This window comes from Hymenobacter seoulensis, assembly GCF_054780535.1.
In genome coordinates this window covers 368,691-388,546 of the sequence record NZ_BAAGWD010000001.1, presented here as the reverse complement: position 1 = coordinate 388,546, position 19,856 = coordinate 368,691, and the positions used below count along the sequence as shown (strand labels likewise).

The 19,856-nt window shown below is 55.2% G+C and carries 16 protein-coding genes; 8 read left to right on the top strand and 8 right to left on the bottom strand.

Features of this window, described 5'->3' with window-relative positions; all coding sequences use genetic code 11:
* Window positions 1–212 precede the first annotated feature (212 nt).
* Together ACYVHC_RS01750 and ACYVHC_RS01745 are read right to left on the bottom strand one after the other, a co-directional pair.
* Window positions 213–2,012: a peptidoglycan D,D-transpeptidase FtsI family protein gene (locus tag ACYVHC_RS01750; RefSeq protein WP_460611935.1), complete on the bottom strand. Its 1,800-nt coding sequence runs from the start codon at window positions 2,010–2,012 to the stop codon at window positions 213–215.
* A 174-nt stretch (window positions 2,013–2,186) separates the two neighbouring features.
* Window positions 2,187–5,663 carry a methylmalonyl-CoA mutase family protein gene (locus ACYVHC_RS01745; RefSeq protein WP_460611934.1) on the bottom strand — a complete coding sequence of 1,159 codons (3,477 nt, stop codon included), beginning with the start codon at window positions 5,661–5,663 and terminating at the stop codon, window positions 2,187–2,189.
* Window positions 5,664–5,810: 147 nt separating this feature from the next.
* Here ACYVHC_RS01745 and ACYVHC_RS01740 point away from each other — a divergent pair, with 147 nt between their 5' ends.
* Window positions 5,811–6,581 carry a hypothetical protein gene (locus ACYVHC_RS01740; RefSeq protein ID WP_460611933.1) on the top strand — a complete coding sequence of 257 codons (771 nt, stop codon included), beginning with the start codon at window positions 5,811–5,813 and terminating at the stop codon, window positions 6,579–6,581.
* A gap of 20 nt (window positions 6,582–6,601) precedes the next feature.
* On the opposite strand, the gene ACYVHC_RS01735 is transcribed toward ACYVHC_RS01740, so the two are convergent.
* From ACYVHC_RS01735 to ACYVHC_RS01715, 5 genes are all read right to left on the bottom strand, one after another.
* Entirely contained in the window at window positions 6,602–7,456 is an 855-nt protein-coding gene (locus ACYVHC_RS01735) for a carboxypeptidase-like regulatory domain-containing protein (RefSeq protein WP_460611932.1), read from the bottom strand.
* A 160-nt stretch (window positions 7,457–7,616) separates the two neighbouring features.
* Window positions 7,617–7,970 (bottom strand): hypothetical protein, encoded by a 354-nt coding sequence (locus ACYVHC_RS01730; RefSeq protein ID WP_460611931.1) that lies wholly within the window; start codon window positions 7,968–7,970, stop codon window positions 7,617–7,619.
* Between the two features lie 133 nt (window positions 7,971–8,103).
* The gene (locus ACYVHC_RS01725) at window positions 8,104–8,970 is read right to left on the bottom strand and encodes a carboxypeptidase-like regulatory domain-containing protein (protein WP_460611930.1); all 867 of its coding nucleotides are present in this window, start codon (window positions 8,968–8,970) and stop codon (window positions 8,104–8,106) included.
* Window positions 8,971–9,121: 151 nt separating this feature from the next.
* Window positions 9,122–10,348 (bottom strand): formaldehyde dehydrogenase, glutathione-independent, encoded by a 1,227-nt coding sequence (fdhA, locus tag ACYVHC_RS01720; RefSeq protein ID WP_460611929.1) that lies wholly within the window; start codon window positions 10,346–10,348, stop codon window positions 9,122–9,124.
* A gap of 44 nt (window positions 10,349–10,392) precedes the next feature.
* Complete coding sequence (locus ACYVHC_RS01715) at window positions 10,393–10,800, bottom strand: GlcG/HbpS family heme-binding protein (RefSeq protein WP_460611928.1); 408 nt, start codon at window positions 10,798–10,800, stop codon at window positions 10,393–10,395.
* Window positions 10,801–11,133: 333 nt separating this feature from the next.
* On the opposite strand from ACYVHC_RS01715, the gene lepA reads away from it, so the two are divergent.
* The 7 genes from lepA to ACYVHC_RS01680 all read left to right on the top strand — a co-directional run bounded on the left by lepA (window position 11,134) and on the right by ACYVHC_RS01680 (window position 18,177).
* Window positions 11,134–12,921 (top strand): elongation factor 4, encoded by a 1,788-nt coding sequence (gene lepA, locus ACYVHC_RS01710; RefSeq protein ID WP_460611927.1) that lies wholly within the window; start codon window positions 11,134–11,136, stop codon window positions 12,919–12,921.
* A gap of 106 nt (window positions 12,922–13,027) precedes the next feature.
* Window positions 13,028–13,207 carry a hypothetical protein gene (locus tag ACYVHC_RS01705; protein WP_460611926.1) on the top strand — a complete coding sequence of 60 codons (180 nt, stop codon included), beginning with the start codon at window positions 13,028–13,030 and terminating at the stop codon, window positions 13,205–13,207.
* Window positions 13,208–13,222: 15 nt separating this feature from the next.
* Entirely contained in the window at window positions 13,223–14,134 is a 912-nt protein-coding gene (locus ACYVHC_RS01700) for a bifunctional 5,10-methylenetetrahydrofolate dehydrogenase/5,10-methenyltetrahydrofolate cyclohydrolase (protein WP_460611925.1), read from the top strand.
* 205 nt (window positions 14,135–14,339) lie between these two features.
* Window positions 14,340–14,987, top strand: a complete 648-nt coding sequence (locus tag ACYVHC_RS01695; protein WP_460611924.1) for a 7-carboxy-7-deazaguanine synthase QueE — start codon at window positions 14,340–14,342, stop codon at window positions 14,985–14,987.
* Between the two features lie 13 nt (window positions 14,988–15,000).
* Window positions 15,001–16,950, top strand: a complete 1,950-nt coding sequence (locus ACYVHC_RS01690; RefSeq protein ID WP_460611923.1) for an OmpA family protein — start codon at window positions 15,001–15,003, stop codon at window positions 16,948–16,950.
* Between the two features lie 309 nt (window positions 16,951–17,259).
* Entirely contained in the window at window positions 17,260–17,628 is a 369-nt protein-coding gene (locus tag ACYVHC_RS01685; protein ID WP_460611922.1) for a hypothetical protein, read from the top strand.
* Window positions 17,629–17,811: 183 nt separating this feature from the next.
* Window positions 17,812–18,177, top strand: a complete 366-nt coding sequence (locus ACYVHC_RS01680; RefSeq protein WP_460611921.1) for a hypothetical protein — start codon at window positions 17,812–17,814, stop codon at window positions 18,175–18,177.
* Window positions 18,178–18,277: 100 nt separating this feature from the next.
* Here ACYVHC_RS01680 and ACYVHC_RS01675 read toward each other — a convergent pair whose 3' ends face one another.
* Window positions 18,278–19,570: a type II citrate synthase gene (locus ACYVHC_RS01675; RefSeq protein ID WP_460611920.1), complete on the bottom strand. Its 1,293-nt coding sequence runs from the start codon at window positions 19,568–19,570 to the stop codon at window positions 18,278–18,280.
* Window positions 19,571–19,856: the final 286 nt, after the last annotated feature.

Here is a 19,856-nt window from a genome sequence, read left to right as displayed (position 1 = left end):
ACATTTTCCCCACAAATTGAAAGCCAAGCGCATGGGGTAAAGCTAAACAATTGCCAGAAGTTGGCGGCGCTCATAACAGTGCACGAATGCAAGGCAGCTACGTTTATACCCTTGCAACAGGAACTGACACAAGCTGCTGCGAGGCGCCTGTTTGGTTTCGCCTTTGGTAAAATGCCATGCCCCAGCCAGGCAATTGAGTTTCTTTTAGCTTCCTAATACCCGTGCCGGGCCTGGCTCAGAATGCGCGCTTCCCACCGTTTGCGCTTGGGCGCGATGCTGCCGCGTAGATGTTTCTCTATTACCAAGGCAGCACAAGGTGCAGCGGCGTCAGCTCCAAATCCGCCATTCTCGATATATACCGCCACGGCAATTTGAGGATTATCGGCCGGCGCAAAGCCCACAAAGGCGGCATGGTCATCACCTTCATCGTTTTCGACGGTGCCGGTTTTGCCCGCCACCGTAATGCCCACGTCTTCCAGACTAGAAGCATCAGCGGTTCCGCCTTTCTGCATCACAGCTACCATGCCGGGTACCAGGGCTGCGAAATGAGTGCTATCAACAAGGGTATACCGTTTTTCGGTAAAGCGAGGCAGTGGCCCGCCGTCCCCGACGCTGCGCACTAGGTGAGGCGTGTAGTACCAACCTCGGTTAGCAATGATGGCCACCATATTGGCCATTTGCAGGCCCGTGAGGTTGATTTCACCCTGTCCGATGCTGAGCGAATAGATGGAGCGGTACCTCCAGCGGGTGGTGCCTCGGGCTTTATCATAGTATTCAGGAGTGGGGAGGAAGCCCGGAGCCTCGCGCGGCACATCTACGCCTAGCACTGAGTCCAGCCCAAACGAGCGAACATAGCGCCGCCAGAGGGCCAGGTTGGCATGGCGGGCGGCTACGGTATCCTGCACCAGGCTATCGGGCACGTGGTTGATGAGTCTCCCCATTACCTGATAAAAGTAGGGGTTGCAGCTGTACTTCAGCCCGGCGGTTAGGTTACTAGGTGCGGGGTGGCGATGCACACAGCTGACAAGCTTCTGGTCGCAGCGGAAACCGGTAGTGGGGCTGATAGAGCCTAGTTGCAAGGCCACGGCGGCATTTACTAGCTTAAACACCGAGCCGGGTGGGTTGGCGCGCATGGCCGGACGGTTAATCAACGGCATGCCTTCCTGTTGCAGAAGCTTGGCGCGCACCCCGGCTAAATCGGGCGCCGTGATGGTGGCGGGCTTGTATAGGGGCGCCGATACGTAGGCCAGAATTTCGCCGGTGCGCGGGTCCAGGGCTATCAGGTAGCCTTTGCGTCGGCCTAGTAGTTGTTCGGCATAGGCCTGTAGCTTCACGTCAAGGGTTAGGTATATATCCTGACCTTGTTGAAAAGCCGTGTCAGGGGCCCAATTGCCCTGCTTTTGGCCCTGTTCATCTACTAAAGGGTGTAGTACCCCTCGGTGCCCATTGAGTATGCCATTATAGTACCCCTCAATACCTCCATTGCGCAGCTGGTAGAAACGACCCCGACGGTAGCGCTTTGCCTGGGAATAGAAAGCCTCGGCCTCGGCACTTGAGTAGCCCAGCACGTGGGCGCCCACGCTGGTGGTATAGGCACGCTGGCGGCTTTCCGTGAGGGTGAGCGTAGGCCATTCGCGGCTCTTGCGGCGTACACGCGTCGCTTCAGCGGCTGTAAGCCGTAGCTGTACCGGATAGCCAGCCGGTGCTTCCTCATACGGCAGGGCATCGGCAATGCGCTTGCGCATGGTAGTGAGGCCCCAACCCAGCAACTGGCCTAGCGCGAGGGTATCGAGCGGCGGACGGCGTGGCAGTTTGAGGAGGTACTGTGGGCGAGTAGCTACTAATACTGAGTCGCGGCGGTCGAGGATACGGCCGCGCTGGGGCACCTCAGGTAGTACTATGCGTCGCTTGGTATAGAGGGCTGTCGAATCGGGAGCCTGAGCCGGTATTTCAGTTTGCTCTTGAGGTGATGAAAAGGTGACCAGCACCAAAAGCATTGTTAGTAGACTCATTCTCCAAAGTGCAAACAGGTAAAGCCACACGTATTCGGGGGCCTTTACGCAATTGCCTACTTGCTAGATGTGTCACCCAGAAAGTCATTCCACACATTATGACCTCAACAAAAAGACAAAAAGGGTGCTACCCCAGCGAGGTAGCACCCTTTTGCGCTAGCATAAGTTAGCCAATTACATATTCCGGCGGTACTGGCCGCCTACCTCGAACAAGGCATTGGTTACTTGGCCTAGGGAGCAGAACTTCACGGTTTCCATAAGCTCCTCGAAGAGGTTGCCGTTGGCAATGGCTACTTGCTGCAGCTGCTTCAGGCGCTGCTCGGCGGTGCCTTGGTTGCGGGCGTGCAAATTCTGGAGCATCGTGATTTGGAACTGCTTTTCCTCCTCTGTGGCCCGGATAACCTCGGCTGGAATGACCGTGGGCGAGCCTTTTGAGGAAAGGAAGGTGTTTACACCAATGATGGGATACTCGCCCGTGTGCTTGAGCATCTCGTAGTGCATGCTTTCCTCCTGAATCTTGCCGCGCTGGTACATGGTTTCCATGGCTCCGAGCACGCCGCCGCGCTCCGTGATGCGGTCAAACTCCAGCAGTACGGCTTCCTCTACTAGGTCCGTCAGCTCTTCGATGATGAAGGAGCCTTGCAGCGGATTCTCGTTCTTGGCCAGGCCTAGCTCGCGGTTGATGATAAGCTGGATGGCCATGGCCCGGCGCACCGATTCCTCAGTGGGCGTGGTAATGGCTTCATCGTAAGCGTTGGTATGCAGGGAGTTGCAGTTGTCGTAGATGGCGTAGAGGGCTTGCAGTGTGGTGCGGATATCGTTGAAGTCGATTTCCTGGGCGTGCAGGCTCCGGCCGCTGGTCTGGATGTGGTATTTCAACATCTGCGAGCGGGCGTTGGCGCCGTATTTCAGCTTCATGGCCTTGGCCCATATGCGGCGCGCCACGCGGCCAATTACGGCGTACTCCGGGTCGATGCCGTTGGAGAAGAAGAACGATAGGTTAGGAGCGAAGTCGTTCACATCCATGCCTCGGCTCACGTAGTACTCCACAAAGGTGAAGCCATTGCTGAGCGTGAGGGCCAGCTGGGTAATGGGGTTAGCGCCGGCTTCAGCAATGTGGTAGCCGGAAATAGACACCGAGTAGAAGTTGCGAACCTTCTCCTTGATGAAGTATTCCTGCACGTCGCCCATGAGGCGCAGGGCAAACTCCGTAGAGAAGATGCAAGTGTTCTGGGCCTGATCTTCCTTCAGAATATCGGCCTGCACGGTGCCGCGCACCTGGCTGAGCGTACGCACCTTGATGGTTTGATACACATCGAGGGGTAGTACCTGGTCGCCGGTCACGCCGAGCAGCATCAGGCCCAGGCCATCGTTGCCGGCGGGCAGCTCGCCCTGGTAGCTGGGGCGCGTTACGCCTTTGTCCTTATAGATAGCCTCGATTTTCTGGTTTACTTCTTCCTCCAGGCCATTCTCCTTGATGTAGAGCTCGCACTGCTGATCGATGGCCGCGTTCATGAAAAAGGCAGCCAGTGTAGCGGCCGGACCGTTAATGGTCATCGACACCGACGTGGTGGGGTTGGCCAGGTTGAAGCCGGAGTACAGCTTCTTGGCATCATCGAGGCAGGCAATGCTCACGCCGGCGTTACCAATTTTGCCGTAGATGTCGGGCCGGTGGTCGGGGTCTTCGCCGTAGAGCGTTACGGAGTCGAAGGCCGTGCTCAGGCGTTTGGCCGGTAGGCCTGCCGATACGTAGTGGAAGCGGCGGTTCGTGCGCTCGGGTCCGCCTTCGCCCGCGAACATACGAGTAGGGTCTTCGCCTTCGCGCTTGAACGGGAATACGCCCGCAGTGTAAGGGAACTCACCGGGCACGTTTTCCTGCAACTGCCAACGCAATAAGTCGCCCCACGCAGTGTAGCGGGGGAGGCTTACTTTGGGAATCTGCTGGTTAGAGAGGCTAGTGGTGTGCGTCTGGATGCGGATTTCCTTGTCGCGCACCTTAAAGATGAACTCGGGGGCTTTGTAGGCGGCTACCTTTTGCGGCCAGGTTTCCAGGAGTTTCCAGTTTTGGCCGTCCAGCCGGAGCTTGATCTCCTCGAAGGTGCTCTCCAGGCCGGCCACGAGCCCTCCTGATTCGGATCCGTGGCTGCCGTTCCCGGTGCCATGTCCTCCAGCGGCGTTGTTCCCGAGACTATGGACGGCTCCGATGGCTTGCTGGATGCCGTAGAGTTGCTGCGCTGTGTCAGACTGTTTTTGGACCCACTGATCATATTGGCGGTTGGTTTCGGCTATTTCAGAAAGGTAACGCGTGCGGTGGGGCGGAATGATATAAATCTTCTCCGAGTCCTCGGTGGTCGTTTCCAGGTGCGAGGCAAACGGTACTCCGGTTTTCGCTTCTACGGTAGCTAGTACGGCACGGTAGAGGCGGTTCATGCCCGGGTCGTTGAACTGCGAGGCGATGGTGCCGAATACGGGCATCTCGTCCAATGGCTTTTCCCAAAGCTGGTGATTCCGCTGGTACTGCTTGCGCACGTCGCGCAGGGCATCAAGAGCGCCGCGCTTATCAAACTTGTTGAGGGCAATGACGTCGGCGAAATCGAGCATGTCGATTTTCTCCAGCTGGGTGGCGGCGCCGTACTCGGGCGTCATCACATACAGGCTGGCATCGGAGTGCTCGATGATTTCGGTGTCAGACTGGCCAATGCCCGAGGTTTCGAGGATGATCAGGTCGAAGTCGGCGGCGCGTACCACATCCACGGCATCCTGCACGTAGCGGCTCAGGGCGAGGTTGCTCTGGCGCGTGGCAAGGCTGCGCATGTACACGCGCGGCGAGTTGATGGAGTTCATCCGGATACGGTCGCCGAGCAGGGCGCCGCCGGTTTTGCGCTTGCTGGGGTCAACGGATATGATGGCAATGGTCTTCTCCGGGAAGTCGAGCAGGAAGCGGCGCACTAGCTCATCTACCAGGCTCGACTTACCCGCACCACCCGTACCCGTGATACCCAGAATAGGCGCTTTCCGCGGCTCCGAAGAAGCGGCATTGATGCGCTGGTCAGAGCCAAACTCCGATTTCTGAAAGTCGGCAATCAGCTGGCCTTTCACGCGCTCAAACTCCTGGGGGAAGTTCTCAGCGGCAGAAATCAGGCGGCCAATGCTGCGGGCATCTTTCTCCTTCACGTGGCCGGCCTCACCGTTCAGGTTCTGGCCCGTGGGGAAGTCCGACTTTTGGAGCAGATCGTTGATCATGCCCTGCAGGCCCATGGCGCGGCCGTGGTCGGGGGAGTAGATGCGGGTAATGCCGTAGGCCTCTAGGTCTTCAATTTCGGTGGGCAGAATTACGCCGCCGCCGCCACCAAAGATTTTCACGTGCCCCGCGCCGCGCTCCTTCAGCAGGTCGTGCATGTACTTGAAGTACTCGTTGTGGCCGCCTTGGTAGGAGGTAATAGCAATGGCCTGCGCATCTTCTTGAATGGCGCAGTCCACGATTTCCTGCACCGAGCGGTTGTGGCCCAGGTGAATAACCTCAGCGCCGCTGCTCTGGATGATGCGGCGCATAATGTTGATGGCGGCATCGTGCCCATCAAACAGGGCAGCCGCCGTCACGATGCGGATATGGTTCTGCGGCTTATAAGGAGCTACGGGAGCTGGGTGCATAGCGCGGAGGGTTGGGGGTGGAATTTGGGGTAGCGAAGGTACGAAAAAAGCCCCGGCGCAGTAGTCCGGGGCTTTTAGCTGATGACCTGTCGTAGAAAAGGCAAAGGTTGCCTATATATTCGGCCAACCTTAGATCTGCTATTAGTTATGAATCTACGAACGGGATTATTTGGTTTCGCACTTCTAGGCGCCGCTATATGGTTATACGCAAGCCAGATGCCGGTTTATAAAAACGGTAAAACCATACAGGAGGTGTTCTCGCACTATCACCAGCTTGGTTCATATCAGGAAATGAAGGCCGCTTTTTATAAGAATGAGAATGCGCTACGCACCAATCGAAATGAGCTATTAGATGTCGGATCGGGCATTGCTGTAGCTAGCCTCACTCTACTAGCATTTGTTATTGGTAAACGTTTACGAACCGTTACGCAACTGCGGCAGCTGGGCGCCCCAAGCAAGCGGCAATTCTTTATATGGCTCAACGCTGGATGGGTTGTTCTTTTTGCGGACCTGCTTTGGTACTACCACTACCGAGCTGTCCGGGGAGACTTTCCACCCTTTGCCGATTCCATTGCCATTCCGGTCATGTATGGCACGGTAGGCTTGCTTGCATGCTGGCCGGTGCTCAACCTCGTATTGCTGCTGGTTTTACGACCGGCTAAGCTGAGTGGGCAGTTGTTTGAAGTACCATCCGTTTACACTGGGCGAGCTATTTTGACCGAAGTCCTTTGTGGTATTGGGTTGGTATTGGTGGGTTGGTACGCCATAATAGTTGTCCTTGACGGCAACCATCTGACCATCCCCGTAGTTTTGCTGTTTCTGTATCTAGTGCTGGTAGTGCGGGCAGGTTATATGTGGGCCTTAAACCAGAAGTATAATAGTCATAGCAGCTTTAGCGAGATAACTGAAGCGAGTTGAATAGTAGCCTAGCGCCAAGGCTATTCAGTCATCACCGTAAAATACAGGCTGGGCTGCATGGCGTGGATGGTCCAGGCGGCTTCGCTGTTTTCGCGCTCTACTACCACTTGCTTGGGTTGGCGCGTGACGGGGATGGAGAAGTACTTGTCTTCGGGGTTAGTTTTTTCGCTTTGCAGCCACTGAATGGTAGCAATTACCGGCTGCGCCTCTAGCTGCAGCTCATAGGGGCGTAAGTCGAGGGTAAGCCAGCCGCGCTGCTTGTTGGTGCACAGGAGCTGGATATCCTGCGAAACCAGCAGGCGGCCCGGGCGGCCTTGCTCTACGGCATAGAGGTTCAGGCGGAAGCGGAGCTGTTCGTAGGTATTTGCCGACAGAAACACGTGGAACTCCTCCAAGTACGTGCGCTTAGTGGGTTTGAGCAGGGTGCCGAACTCCCAGCCCCATTCGTCATCTACGGTTTCTTTGCCGCTGGAACCGCCCATCCAAAAAATGTCGCCTTTGGCCTTATTACGGCCTAGTAACCCTGGGTGCACGCGGCGGTGCTGCACGGTTACTTCGCGCAACGCTTGCTCTAGTGGGGCCAGGCGGAACTCGCGCTTGCCGGAAGCTAATGCAGCTGGCGGCACTACCTCCCGCGTAAAGCCAACGCTGGACACAATCAGGGTATCGGTGAGGCCCGGAAGCCGGAGCAGGTAGCGGCCCTGCTCATCGGCAACGGTGCCGATGCTGCGGCCGGGGACACCTAGGGTGGCAAAGGGTACCGGCTCGCCGGTGCTGAAGTTCAGGACGCGGCCCTCGATGATGAGCGTTTGGGCGCGCAGGCTGCTGCTTACTAGGCAGAAGACAAGCAGGAAAAGGAGGAGGGTAAGACGCATTCAGGAAGGAAAGCACAGCGCGACGCCAGCGGGGTAGGTTGCTACTAGCTAAACTAGCGCGGTACTAGGCATGGAATAGAACGGAAGCTACAAACACAAGAAAAACACCCGGGCTGCTTGCCAGCGGCCCAGGTGTCAGGGTATTTTACGTCAGAAGTAATTACTTGGCCGCCTTTTTCTCCAGCGCTTGCAGCAGCTCATCAGCGGCTTTTTCGATATCGGAGTAGCCCTGCTGAGCGGCACGTTCTTTGGCCGCAATTAGGCCGTCGCGGTGCACGGTTTTGAAGTCGCCGTAGGGAAAATGGTAGCGGCCTTTGGTGTCTTCGCCTTTGCTTTTATCGAGGCCCAGGTGCCACTGGCCATACTCGGCTATTTCATGTTTTTCCAGAAACTTATTTTCTTGGCTGGTATCGGGGTTGTGCTGGCCCCAGTGGCCTTGGTCGTTTTTGAGCTTGCCATCCTGGATTAGTTGTTTGGCAAACTTCACGGCTTCGGGATTCAGTTGCAGGCTCATGAGGGGAGGGTTTGGGTAGATGGAGGGGCTAGTGCAAATCAGTCACCCAGGAGTTTACGCTCCTGCTCGCGTTCCGTTAAGGTTCAGCTTTTTTACTAGGTCTCTCCCAAGCGTACACCGTGGCCACACCTTTCTAGTCTGTGTAGGCCTGCACGCGCAGCTGCATGCTGGGGTTTACAGGAAATGATTGCCACGTTGCCTCGCTTTTGTCGCGGGTGTAGGTGCGGTGCAAGGGCGCTGGAAATGCAGCGGGTATACTCAAGTACTTGCCTGGCCCCATGGGTTCATCATTGTCGAGCCATTGGAGGGCAAGGGCAATCTTCTGATGTTTCTTCAGGTGCAAATTAAAAGGACGCAGGTCTACTTTCACCCAACCCGTCACTTGGTCGCCTACCACAAACTGCATGTCTTGGTTGGAGAGCAGGGTAGTAGGACGTCCATCTTTTACATCGTACAGCATCAGCCGAAAGCGTACGAAGCGGAAGGTATTATGTGCCACATACAGGGCAAACTCATCAACAAAGCAGTTATCCGACGGGGTTAAAAAGGTACCAATTTCCCGGCCTCGTTTATTACGGGATACACTATCCTTCACTGCTCCCGTGCTGAGGTAGGCCATACCTCCGGTAGCCTCGCGGCCTAGTACTTTGGGATGCAGCTTACCGTGCCGGATGGCTACTTCGGTAAGTTGGGTTGCCAGCGGTGTGAGCTGGATGTCGGGGAACTGGCTCAGTTGCCCCGCCAGCAGCTTCCGGGGCTGGTACCCAACACAGCTTACCACCAGTGTATCGGTGGGAGCCGCGGCGGCTAGCACTTCAGCTGAAAAATGACCTAGGGCATCGGCCACGGTACCAATGGACTTGTGCTGAATACCAACGGAGGCATAGGGCACGGGGCCCTTAGTAGTGGCATCGAGCACGGTAATAGGAGCTTGCTGGGGCGTGGCGGAAAGCAGCGGCAGCAACAGGACGGGCACTAACCCCCAGGATAGAAAACGCATAAGTGAAGTAGGGAAGAGGAATTCGGCTAACTGCCCACAAGAGCACACGCCCTTTCCCTACGGTTGCACTACCTCTGTTTTAGACGCAAACTGCCCCCGCCTCACAACCAAGTTGGCGTGGAGCGGGGGCAGGTTTAAGCAGTAGGGTTGCCTAGGCAGTTTCCTTTTGGCGGGCCTTCGGCTTTACGTCCGGAATCATGTTGTGCGGGTTGATGACAAACTTCTTGGCCACACCGCTGTCAAACTCCTCATAGCCGCGCGGAGCATCGTCCATGCTGATGACCTCCACGTTCACGGCTTTGGCAATCTGCACTTTGTCGTATAGAATAGCTTGCATCAGTTGGCGGTTGTAGCTGAGCACAGGCGTCTGGCCCGTATAGAAGGAGTGGCTTTTGGCCCAGCCCAAGCCAAACCGAATAGAAAGGCTGCCTTTTTGGGCGGCTGTGTCTTTAGAGCCGGGGTCTTCGGTCACGTATAGGCCCGGAATACCAATGGAGCCGCCGGCCCGGGCTATTTCCATGAGCGAGTTGAGTACGGCGGCCGGCACTTCTTCCTTAGAAGTTTTGCCTTCACCGTGCGCTTCAAAGCCTACGCAGTCAACGGCACAATCTACCTCCGGCACACCCAAAATCTGCGCTATCTGTTCGGCTAGGGTGGCGTTTTCGGTTAAGTCCACAGTTTCGCAGCCAAAGGAGCGGGCATGCGCCAAACGCGCTTTGTTTAGGTCGCCAACAATCACCACCGCCGCGCCCAGCAATTGCGCCGATGCCGCCGCCGCCAGGCCTACCGGACCTGCCCCGGCAATATACACCGTAGCGCCCGGGCCCACGCCGGCCTTTACGGCGCCGTGGAAACCCGTCGGGAAAATGTCGCTGAGCATCGTCAGGTCCCGTATTTTTTCCATTGCCTGGTCCTTGTCGGGAAAGCGCAGTAGGTTGAAATCGGCGTAGGGCACCATCACGTATTCGGCCTGGCCGCCTACCCAGCCGCCCATGTCCACGTAACCGTAGGCTCCGCCAGCGCGGCCCTCGTTTACCGTTAGGCAAATGCCAGTTTGTTGCTCCTTGCAGTTGCGGCAGCGTCCGCAGGCCACATTAAATGGCACCGACACTAGGTCGCCTTTCTTCAAAAACTCTACATCAGTGCCGGCCTCCACTACCTCGCCGGTAATTTCATGGCCCAGCACCAGCCCTGCGGGTGCGGTAGTGCGGCCGCGCACCATGTGCTGGTCAGAGCCGCAGATGTTCGTGGATACTACCTTTAGAATAACGCCATGGGTGATTTTTCGGCCCTTCGGGTTTTTTAGTTCAGGAAAGTCAATGTTCTGGACTTCTACCTTGCCCGGCCCCAGATATACTACGCCTCGGTTGCTTGCCATAGAATTACAAGTTGAGATGATGGAACACAGCTGAGTGCTGCCGCTTATTCTCCCTGCAGGGCTCGTACGCCGGCTTCCGCTACGGCATGGTCGTCTTCCACGGTGCTGCCCGACACGCCAATGGCGCCGAATATGTTGCCTTCGTGGTTCTTGAGGGGGATGCCGCCAGGGAAAGTGATAAGGCCGCCGTTGGAATGCTCAATGTTATACAAGGAGCCGCCAGGCTGCGAAAGGCCCCCGATGGCCCCCGTGGGCATATCAAAGAAACGGGCCGTCTTGGCCTTTTTAATCGAAATGTCGAGGGAGCCCAGCCACGCATCGTCCATGCGGATGAAGGCCACGAGGTTCGCACCGGAGTCGACCACGGCAATATTCATTTTGACTCCCATTTCGAGGGCTTTCTCGTGGGCTGCCTGCACGGCCTGCTGGGCTTGTTTAAGAGTAATTCCCATGGTGTTTTGGAATGGAGATGAAGTGAAAACGGTTGCACTCTACAACGGCGCTATACTGCTTTCGTCTAACCCCAACCAAGTAGTTGCGACAATACATACCCTCTTTGCGACGATTGTATAGTTGAGCCGCCTGCTTTGCCACTTTGGTTAGCCAGTGGGGCTAGTAAACTCGTCTGTAACACACGGCCTTGGGGTGGTAGCGGGGTAGTGCTTTTGCGGTTCAGGCTGCCCGCAAGGCTAGAACTGAAGCATGCGGCCGTAGCAGGCCCAAGGTGCCAGTTAGCTTTTCCATGCCATTCTTCGTACCTTCGCCTTCGGAAAAAACCGCCTCTAGTGAAGAACATCCGCAATTTCTGCATCATCGCCCACATTGACCACGGTAAAAGCACGCTGGCCGACCGCCTGTTGGAATTTACCAGCACCGTCTCGAAGCGCGATATGCAAGCTCAGCTTCTCGACAACATGGACCTGGAGCGGGAGCGGGGCATTACCATCAAGAGCCACGCCATTCAGATGCAGTATCCCTATAAAGGGGAGATGTACACGCTGAACCTGATTGACACGCCCGGCCACGTTGACTTCAGCTACGAAGTATCCCGCTCCATTGCGGCCTGCGAAGGCGCTTTGCTGATCGTGGACTCCTCGCAGGGTATTGAGGCTCAAACTATTTCGAACCTATACCTGGCCATCGGCTCCGACCTGACCATTATCCCGGTTCTCAATAAAATCGACCTGCCGCACGCGATGCCGGAGGAAGTGTCGGATGAAATTGTGGACCTGATTGGCTGCGACCGGGATGAGATTATTCCGGCGTCGGGTAAGTCGGGTATTGGTATTGAAGCCATCCTGAACGCCATCTGTGAGCGGATTCCGGCCCCGGCCGGCGACCCGGATGCACCCCTGCAGGCTCTGATTTTTGACTCGGTATTCAATTCGTACCGTGGCATCGAAGTACTGTTTCGCATCAAGAACGGCACCATGCGCAAGGGCGACAAGCTCCGGTTCATGGCTACCGGCAAGGAATACGGCGCCGATGAAATTGGTATCCTGGGCCTGAACCAGGAGCCACGCCTCGAAATTGGCGCCGGCAACGTAGGCTACCTCATTTCGGGCATCAAAGAAGCCCGCGAAGTAAAAGTAGGTGATACCATCACGCACGTGGCCCGGCCGACTGCTGAAGCTATTCAAGGCTTTGCTGATGTGAAGCCCATGGTATTTGCCGGTATCTATCCCGTTGATACGACGGAGTACGAGGAGCTGCGTTCCTGCATGGAAAAGCTCCAGCTCAACGATGCCTCGCTGGTGTGGGAGCCGGAAACGTCGGTGGCCCTGGGCTTCGGCTTCCGGTGCGGTTTCCTAGGCATGCTGCACATGGAAATCGTGCAGGAGCGTCTGGAGCGTGAGTTCAATATGACGGTGATTACCACCGTGCCCTCGGTGCAGTTCCACGCCACTGGCACTAAGGATCAGCTCCTGACCATCAACGCTCCGTCGGAAATGCCGGAGCCAAACATGATCAAGCGCATTGAGGAGCCTTACATCAAGGCTCAGATCATCACAGCAGCCGACTACGTAGGGCCCATCATCACGCTCTGTATGGAGAAGCGCGGCATCATCAAGGGCCAAAGCTACCTGACTTCTGAGCGGGTGGAGCTTTCATTTGAGTTGCCGCTGTCGGAAATCGTATTTGACTTCTTCGACAAGCTGAAGACCATTTCACGCGGCTATGCCTCGCTTGATTATGAGCTGATTGGCTTCCGCGAGTCGGATATGGTGAAGCTGGACATTATGCTGAACGGGGAGAAGGTCGATGCCTTGTCGGCCATTGTGCACCGCTCCAAGAGCTACGAATGGGGCCGCCGCCTCTGCGAAAAGCTCCGGGAGTTGCTACCTCGTCAGCAGTTCGAAATTGCCATTCAGGCCAGCATCGGGCAAAAAATTATTTCGCGGGAAACCGTGAAGGCCCTGCGCAAAAACGTAATCGCCAAGTGCTACGGCGGTGACATCAGCCGGAAGCGCAAGCTGCTCGAAAAGCAGAAAGAAGGCAAAAAGCGGATGCGCCAAGTAGGCTCCGTTGAAATACCCCAAGAGGCCTTCTTGGCCGTCCTTAAAATCGATTAAATAGTGGAACGCGCCCCATTGGGGCGCGTTTTTTTTGTATCTGTTTCCAAATTTTTCACTTCATACACTTCTTGACACGGCGTGGTATGATTAATACATCCAACACATGTCTAACAACCTCACCAAGAACTGTACGAGCCAGGAACAACTGGAAAAGATAATCAAAGGACAGGAGCGTAAATTCCGGTGGAGAGACGACTGGCCCGTAATGGAAAAAGCGCTTCAAACCTCGGGTGCTGCTGCCATTGCCGCCCACCAAGAAAAAAGTCAGCAGGATAAAGCCTAACCATAGAAACCCAATATGACCACAGCCCCCGACGCCACTACCTACCGCCTCATCGACGGCAAGCAAACCGCCGAGGCCATTAAAGAGGAAATTGCTGCCGAGGTTGCCCAGCTAAAGGCGAACGGCGAGAAGGTGCCCCATCTGGCTGCCATACTGGTGGGCCATGATGGGGGCTCTGAAACCTACGTGCGCAACAAAGTACTGGCCTGCGAGCGGGTCGGCTTTGAGAGCACGCTCCTACGCTACGAAGACGACATCACCGAAGCCGAACTACTGGCCAAGGTGGAGGAGTTGAACCAGGATGCCCGCATCGACGGCTTCATTGTGCAGCTGCCTTTACCTCGCCACATTTCCTCTGAGAAGGTGATTGAGGCAATTCGGCCGGAAAAGGATGTGGATGGATTTCACCCGATGAACATCGGGCGGATGGTGGCAGGCCTACCGGCTCTGCTGCCGGCTACCCCCTCTGGCATAGTGGAGTTGCTGCGCCGTTACGAGCTAGTGACGGACGGCAAGCATTGCGTGGTCATTGGGCGTTCTAATATTGTAGGTACGCCAGTTAGTATATTGCTAGCTAAGAACTTAGAGCCTGGTAACTGCACGGTTACTTTATGTCACTCGCGCACTCAGAACCTACCAGAAATCACCCGCACGGCTGATATTCTGGTGGCGGCCCTAGGTCGTCCGGAGTTCGTAACCGCCGACATGGTGAAGCCGGGCGCAGTGGTAATTGACGTAGGAACGACCCGCGTAGAAGACGCCTCTAAAAAGTCGGGGTGGGCGCTGAAGGGCGATGTGAAGTTTGATGAGGTAGCTCCTCTGACCTCCTACATTACCCCGGTACCCGGTGGGGTTGGCCCCATGACCATTGCCATGCTGTTGCTCAACACGTTGCGTGCGGCCAAAGGCGAGGTTTACCCGAAGTAACAACCTAGTGTGGCTGGTAGCTGCTTCATGCCGCTGCGGGCTTCAACCAGCACTTCGTCCTTTTAAATCCAATTAATACCGCCTCAGGCTTTTAGAATTAGGGGCGGTGTACTACTTTTAATGTCGGACCGTTGGTTTGGGGCCAGATGCACATGCGTCTGACCTGTTCCGGCGGCCCGGCTTATTTTTTACCGACTACCCTGTTTTGCTGCACGAACTTCCCGTTACGTCGGCTGCCCCGGCACAAGGGGGAGCACCTTCACTGCCCGTCATGGAGCAGTTTTATACTATTCAGGGCGAAGGCTACAACACAGGCCGGGCTGCTTACTTTATCCGCTTAGGCGGCTGCGACGTAGGCTGCGTGTGGTGCGATGTGAAGGAGTCCTGGCCCCTGGATGCCCATCCGCGTCATGCCATTACTGAGTTGGTAGCAGCCGTAACGGTTCACCCGGGCCGCAACGTAGTAATTACGGGTGGTGAGCCGCTGATGCATGAATTGGGGCCGCTTACTTCTGCGTTGCAGAATGCCGGTTGCCGCACCTGGATTGAAACTAGTGGCGCCTACCCGCTCAGTGGCCAGTGGGACTGGATTTGCGTATCGCCCAAGAAATTCAAGGCCCCGCTGCCGTCGGTGCTGGCGGCGGCACATGAGTTGAAAATCATTGTGTTTAATAAGAGCGATTTCGCTTGGGCAGAGCAACACGCTGCCCAAGTGGGACCCGATTGCCGGCTTTATTTGCAGCCCGAGTGGAGCAAATCAACCGACATGATGCCCCTTATTGTAGATTACGTAAAAGCTCATCCGCAGTGGCAAGTCTCCCTGCAAACTCATAAGTTCCTCGACATCCCGTAGCGTTTTACCGCTTATGCGCCGTTTGCTTTCTGTCTCGTTTGTGGTGTTGCTATCAGTTGGTGGGATGATGCCCACTAGGTCAGTAGCGCAAACCAAGCTCGCCACTACCAATACCAAGGCCCGCAACTTGTGGGAGAAGGCCCAGGGGCAGGCCAAAGACCGGGACTTCGCCAAAGCCATTGAAACGCTCAATCAGCTCAATGAGAAATTTCCCTCATTGGGCGAGCCGTATCTGTTGAAAGGCTCCCTATACAAGTCCATGGGCGAAAACAGGTCGGCTTTTGAGGCCTACCGGGATGGTATTTCCAAGATTCCGCTGAGCCCTACCAGGGCCACTGATTATTACACGCTGGGCGAGTTGGCCATGACGTTTGGGGAATACCCCATTGCGGCGGATAGCTACAAAAAATACCTGAAGACAGCTGCGAAAGGGCAGCGTAATATTCCCCGCGCCCAACGGCAGCTGCTGAACTGCGAGTTTGCGCAGAAGTCTATGGCGGCTCCTAATGGCATTCAGCCGGAGCGCATGGCTGAGCCCCTCAACACGTTTCGCTTTCAGTACTTTCCGGCCCTGACAGCCGATAGCCGGTTCCTTCTCTTCACCGGACGGCCAACGCTGGAAAGCGGCGAGGACTTGTTTGTGAGCCGCCAAAACCCCGATGGTACCATGGGCGCCCCGGCTTCCATTTCGCCAGCTATTAACACGAGCTTTAATGAAGGTGCCGGTACCATTTCCGGCGACGGCAAAACCCTGGTATTTGCTTCCTGCGACCGACCCAACTCAGTAGGCAACTGCGACCTGTATATTTCCCGGCGGACGGGCAATGCCTGGAGCAAACCTCAAAACTTAGGTCGTAACGTTAACTCGCCGGAGTGGGATTCGCAGCCCACACTTTCTGCTGACGGCCGGACGCTGTACTTTACCAGCATGCGCCGCGGCGGAAAGGGTCAGGAAGATATTTACGTTACTACCCTCGGCGCCGACGGTAACTGGACGCCGGCCCGAAACCTGGGTGAGCCTGTGAACACGCCGGGCAAGGATATGGCTCCTTTTATCCATGCCAGCGGCACTACCCTCTATTATGTCACGGATGGGCTGGTAGGCATGGGCGGGCTTGATATTTACCGCTGTGAGCAGCTTGGGGGAACCAAATGGAGTGTGCCGCAAAATCTGGGCTACCCTCTCAACACCTTCGAGAACGAAGCCTCGCTTTTCATTAGCTCCGATAACCGCAGAGGCTTTTGTTCCCGCTCCCGTGCTACGGAACCTGGCGTGAAGCAGGAGCGTGACCGTCCGGTAGAGCTGTTTGGCTTTGCCGTACCCAAGGAGATGCGCGCCCGCGAAACCAGCACCTACACGCAGGGTCGGGTATTCGACGCTTTCACGAAAAAGCCCATTCAGGCCGATGTGCAGTTGTATGATCTGAACACAGATGAACTGGTGCAATATGTGTCGTCTGACAGTGAAAACGGGGAATACACCGTGGTGTTGAACGAAGGCCGGCAATACGCCATGTACGCCGCCGCCGACAAATACTTGATGAAAAGCCTGAGCTTTGACTTCAGCGATAAGCGGAATTTCGATCCGCTGACGCTGGATATTTACCTAGAGCCGGTGCGTTCAGGCCGCAGCATTGTGCTCAACAACCTGTTCTTCGATACCAATAAGTTTGAGCTCAAATCTAAGTCGCGCACAGAGCTGAACCGGTTGGTGGGCTTTATGAAGCAATACCCGGAAATACAGGTGGAAATATCGGGCCACACCGATGACGTAGGCTCAGATGAAGACAACTTCCTTTTGTCTCAAAGCCGAGCAAAATCAGTATACACGTATCTCATTAGCCAAGGTGTGAAAGCTGAGCGGTTACGCTTTAAAGGCTACGGCGAGACCAAGCCCTTGATGACAAACGATACAGAAGAGCATCGGCAGCAAAACCGCCGCATAGAGCTTCGGATTCTGTAAAATCCCTGAGAGTTGTACTATTTGAAACCCAACTGCGTAAGCGGTTGGGTTTTTTTCATTTGTAGTATCCCTTTTTGATTATACTATTACAAGGCTGATTATGAGATGAATAGTACTTTTTGGTGTAAGTTGTAGAGTAGAATAGTTATAAAACTTCTTTTTTTTATTTAATATCAAGCTGTATATTTGGACATGCCCTAATCTGGTTGTAGCCACTCTGAAGCTGCATTGCCTCAAGTAAGCTTACTCTAGTATTAGGCATTTGATTTTGTTAATTCTTTCTTCCTAACCCTCTTACAAACGCTTACCATGAAAAAGACTACTCTTTTTGCATGTTTACTGTTCGGGTTGCAGAGTGCTGCTATGGCTGGCACCGAGCCTGATGGTTCCGGCAGCATTACCTCCCGCGCCACTGCTCTGACCCGCTCCATCTCTGAAAAGGCCCGCCTCGACGAAGGGCAGTACTTGCGGGTGAAGCAACTGAACATCCGGATGCTGACGGAATTGGAAGATCTGAAGACGCGTTTCGCTGCCGACCAGTCGGTGCTGGACCAGCGCCTAGCGGATGCCCAGTCGCGTTACGAAACCGACCTGACTGCTTTGCTTCGTCCGGCTCAGCTTTCCATCTTCCAGCAGAGCCGCACCAGTATGACGGCACTAAGTGCCACGCCTAAGTAAACCGCTTAAGCAGCCCGCCCACAAAGCGGGCTGCTGCATTAATAAGTTAGGGTAGCTCTATTGTTCCCAAGTGATAAACTAGAAATATTACATATCATATTGATAATATGATAGATATATAGTATATTCAATTATTAATTACTGAATGCCTTCCTTTTTCCTGTCCACCAACCTGACACCTTTATGAAGAACGTATTCGCTTGCCTGACCTTCCTTTTATTGGTTTCCTTGGGAAACATGGCGCAAGCCACCACCGCTGATGAGGGCACTAAGCTAGCAGCGCGTGCTACTGAGCTGACTAAACGCATGGCTGAGCGCACCAAGCTTAGCGAAGGCCAATACGTAAAAGTACGCCAGCTCAACTACCGCCTGCTGAGCGAAATAGCTGATGCCAAAAAGCAGTTTTCCGGCGACAGCGAAAACCTCGACAAAGCAATGGCCGACGTGCAGATGCGCTATGAGTGGGACCTGGCCGCCATTCTGTGGCCCAAGCAGCTTGCAGCCTACGAAGACGTAAAGCTGAACTTCACGGCTACCAACGTGCGCTAAGTGAACAGTTGCTCTCGGCACTGCCGGAAGCAAAAAATACCCAACAAAAAAGCCCGCTACAGCAGCGGGCTTTTTTGTTGGGTAGGAGTGTAGGTTGCTACTACGAACGCTGCTCAATGCCTACGTAGTCACGCTCGGTCTCGCCAGTATAGATCTGACGCGGACGACCGATAGGCTCTTTGTTTTCGCGCATCTCTTTCCACTGGGCAATCCAGCCGGGTAGGCGGCCTAGGGCAAACATAACCGTAAACATCTCGGTAGGAATGCCCAGGGCTTTATAGATGATGCCCGAGTAGAAGTCTACATTCGGATACAGCTTGCGCTGGATGAAGTACTCATCGGTGAGGGCAGCCTGTTCCAACTCCTTCGCAATTTTCAGCAAGGGGCTATCCTGCAGGCCTAGTGCCGTCAGTACCTCGTCGGCAGCTTTCTTGATGATCGTAGCGCGCGGGTCGAAGTTCTTGTACACGCGGTGCCCAAAGCCCATGAGGCGGAACGAGTCGTCCTTGTCTTTGGCTTTCGCAATGAACTTGCTGGTGTCGCCACCATCACGCTCAATAGCCTCCAGCATTTCCACCACTTCCTGGTTGGCACCGCCGTGCAGGGGGCCCCACAAAGCGTTGATACCAGCCGATACCGAGCCATACAGCGAGGCATTGGCCGAGCCTACTAGGCGTACCGTGGAGGTGGAGCAGTTCTGCTCGTGGTCGGCATGCAGAATGAGGAGCTTGTTGAGGGCGCTAACCACTACTGGGTTCAGCTCATACTTCTCCGTAGGGAAGCTGAACATCATGTGCAGGAAGTTGGAGCAGTAGTCCATGTCGTTCCGCGGGTAGTTCAGCGGATGACCCATCTGATTTTTGTAGGTCCAGGCGGCTATAGTGGGCAGCTTGGCCATCAGGCGGATTACGTTCAGGTCGATTTCCTCCTTGCTCAGGTCTGGGGCTACGCTTTCGGGGTAGAAGGCGGTCAGGGCACAGATCAGCGACGAGAGAATCGCCATGGGATGCGCAGCGGAGGGGAAGCCGTCGAAAATCTTCCGAACGTCTTCGTGTACTAGCGTGTGCTTGGTAATCTGGTTGCTGAAGTCCTGCAGCTCGGCCTGGGTGGGCAGCTTGCCATAAATCAGCAGGTAGGCAACTTCAATAAAGCTCGATTTCTCGGCCAGTTGCTCAATCGGGTAGCCCCGGTAGCGCAGTATGCCTTCCTCACCATCGAGGAAAGTGATGGCGCTTTTGGTAGCACCGGTGTTTTTGTAGCCGGAATCAAGGGTAACGTACCCCGTCTGGTCGCGCAGCTTTCCAATATCGAAAGCCTTTTCGTGCTCAGTACCTTCGATAACAGGGAGAGAGAAGGATTTCCCGTCGAGGATCAGTTCAGCAGATTCTGCCATAAGCGTGGGTTGAAGGGTGGGTTGCGAGGCGAAACTAAAGAATTACCGGCAAGCAGTAAAACCCAGTGAGAGTTTGGCACCTATACTACAACTCGGCCCAGGTTGTTGTTTGAGTTGGGGTAAAACGCAAAGAAAGGCTCCAGCTATGATAAGTGTGGCATGCCGAGCAATTTTTTACCCGTAATCCGCATAATATTTCAACCCCTGCAGCCAGATTGGGTAGCCATGCCCAAAACCGCACCTAGTAACTGAGTTGAACATGTATGGAACGGTAAGCCGGCCTAGT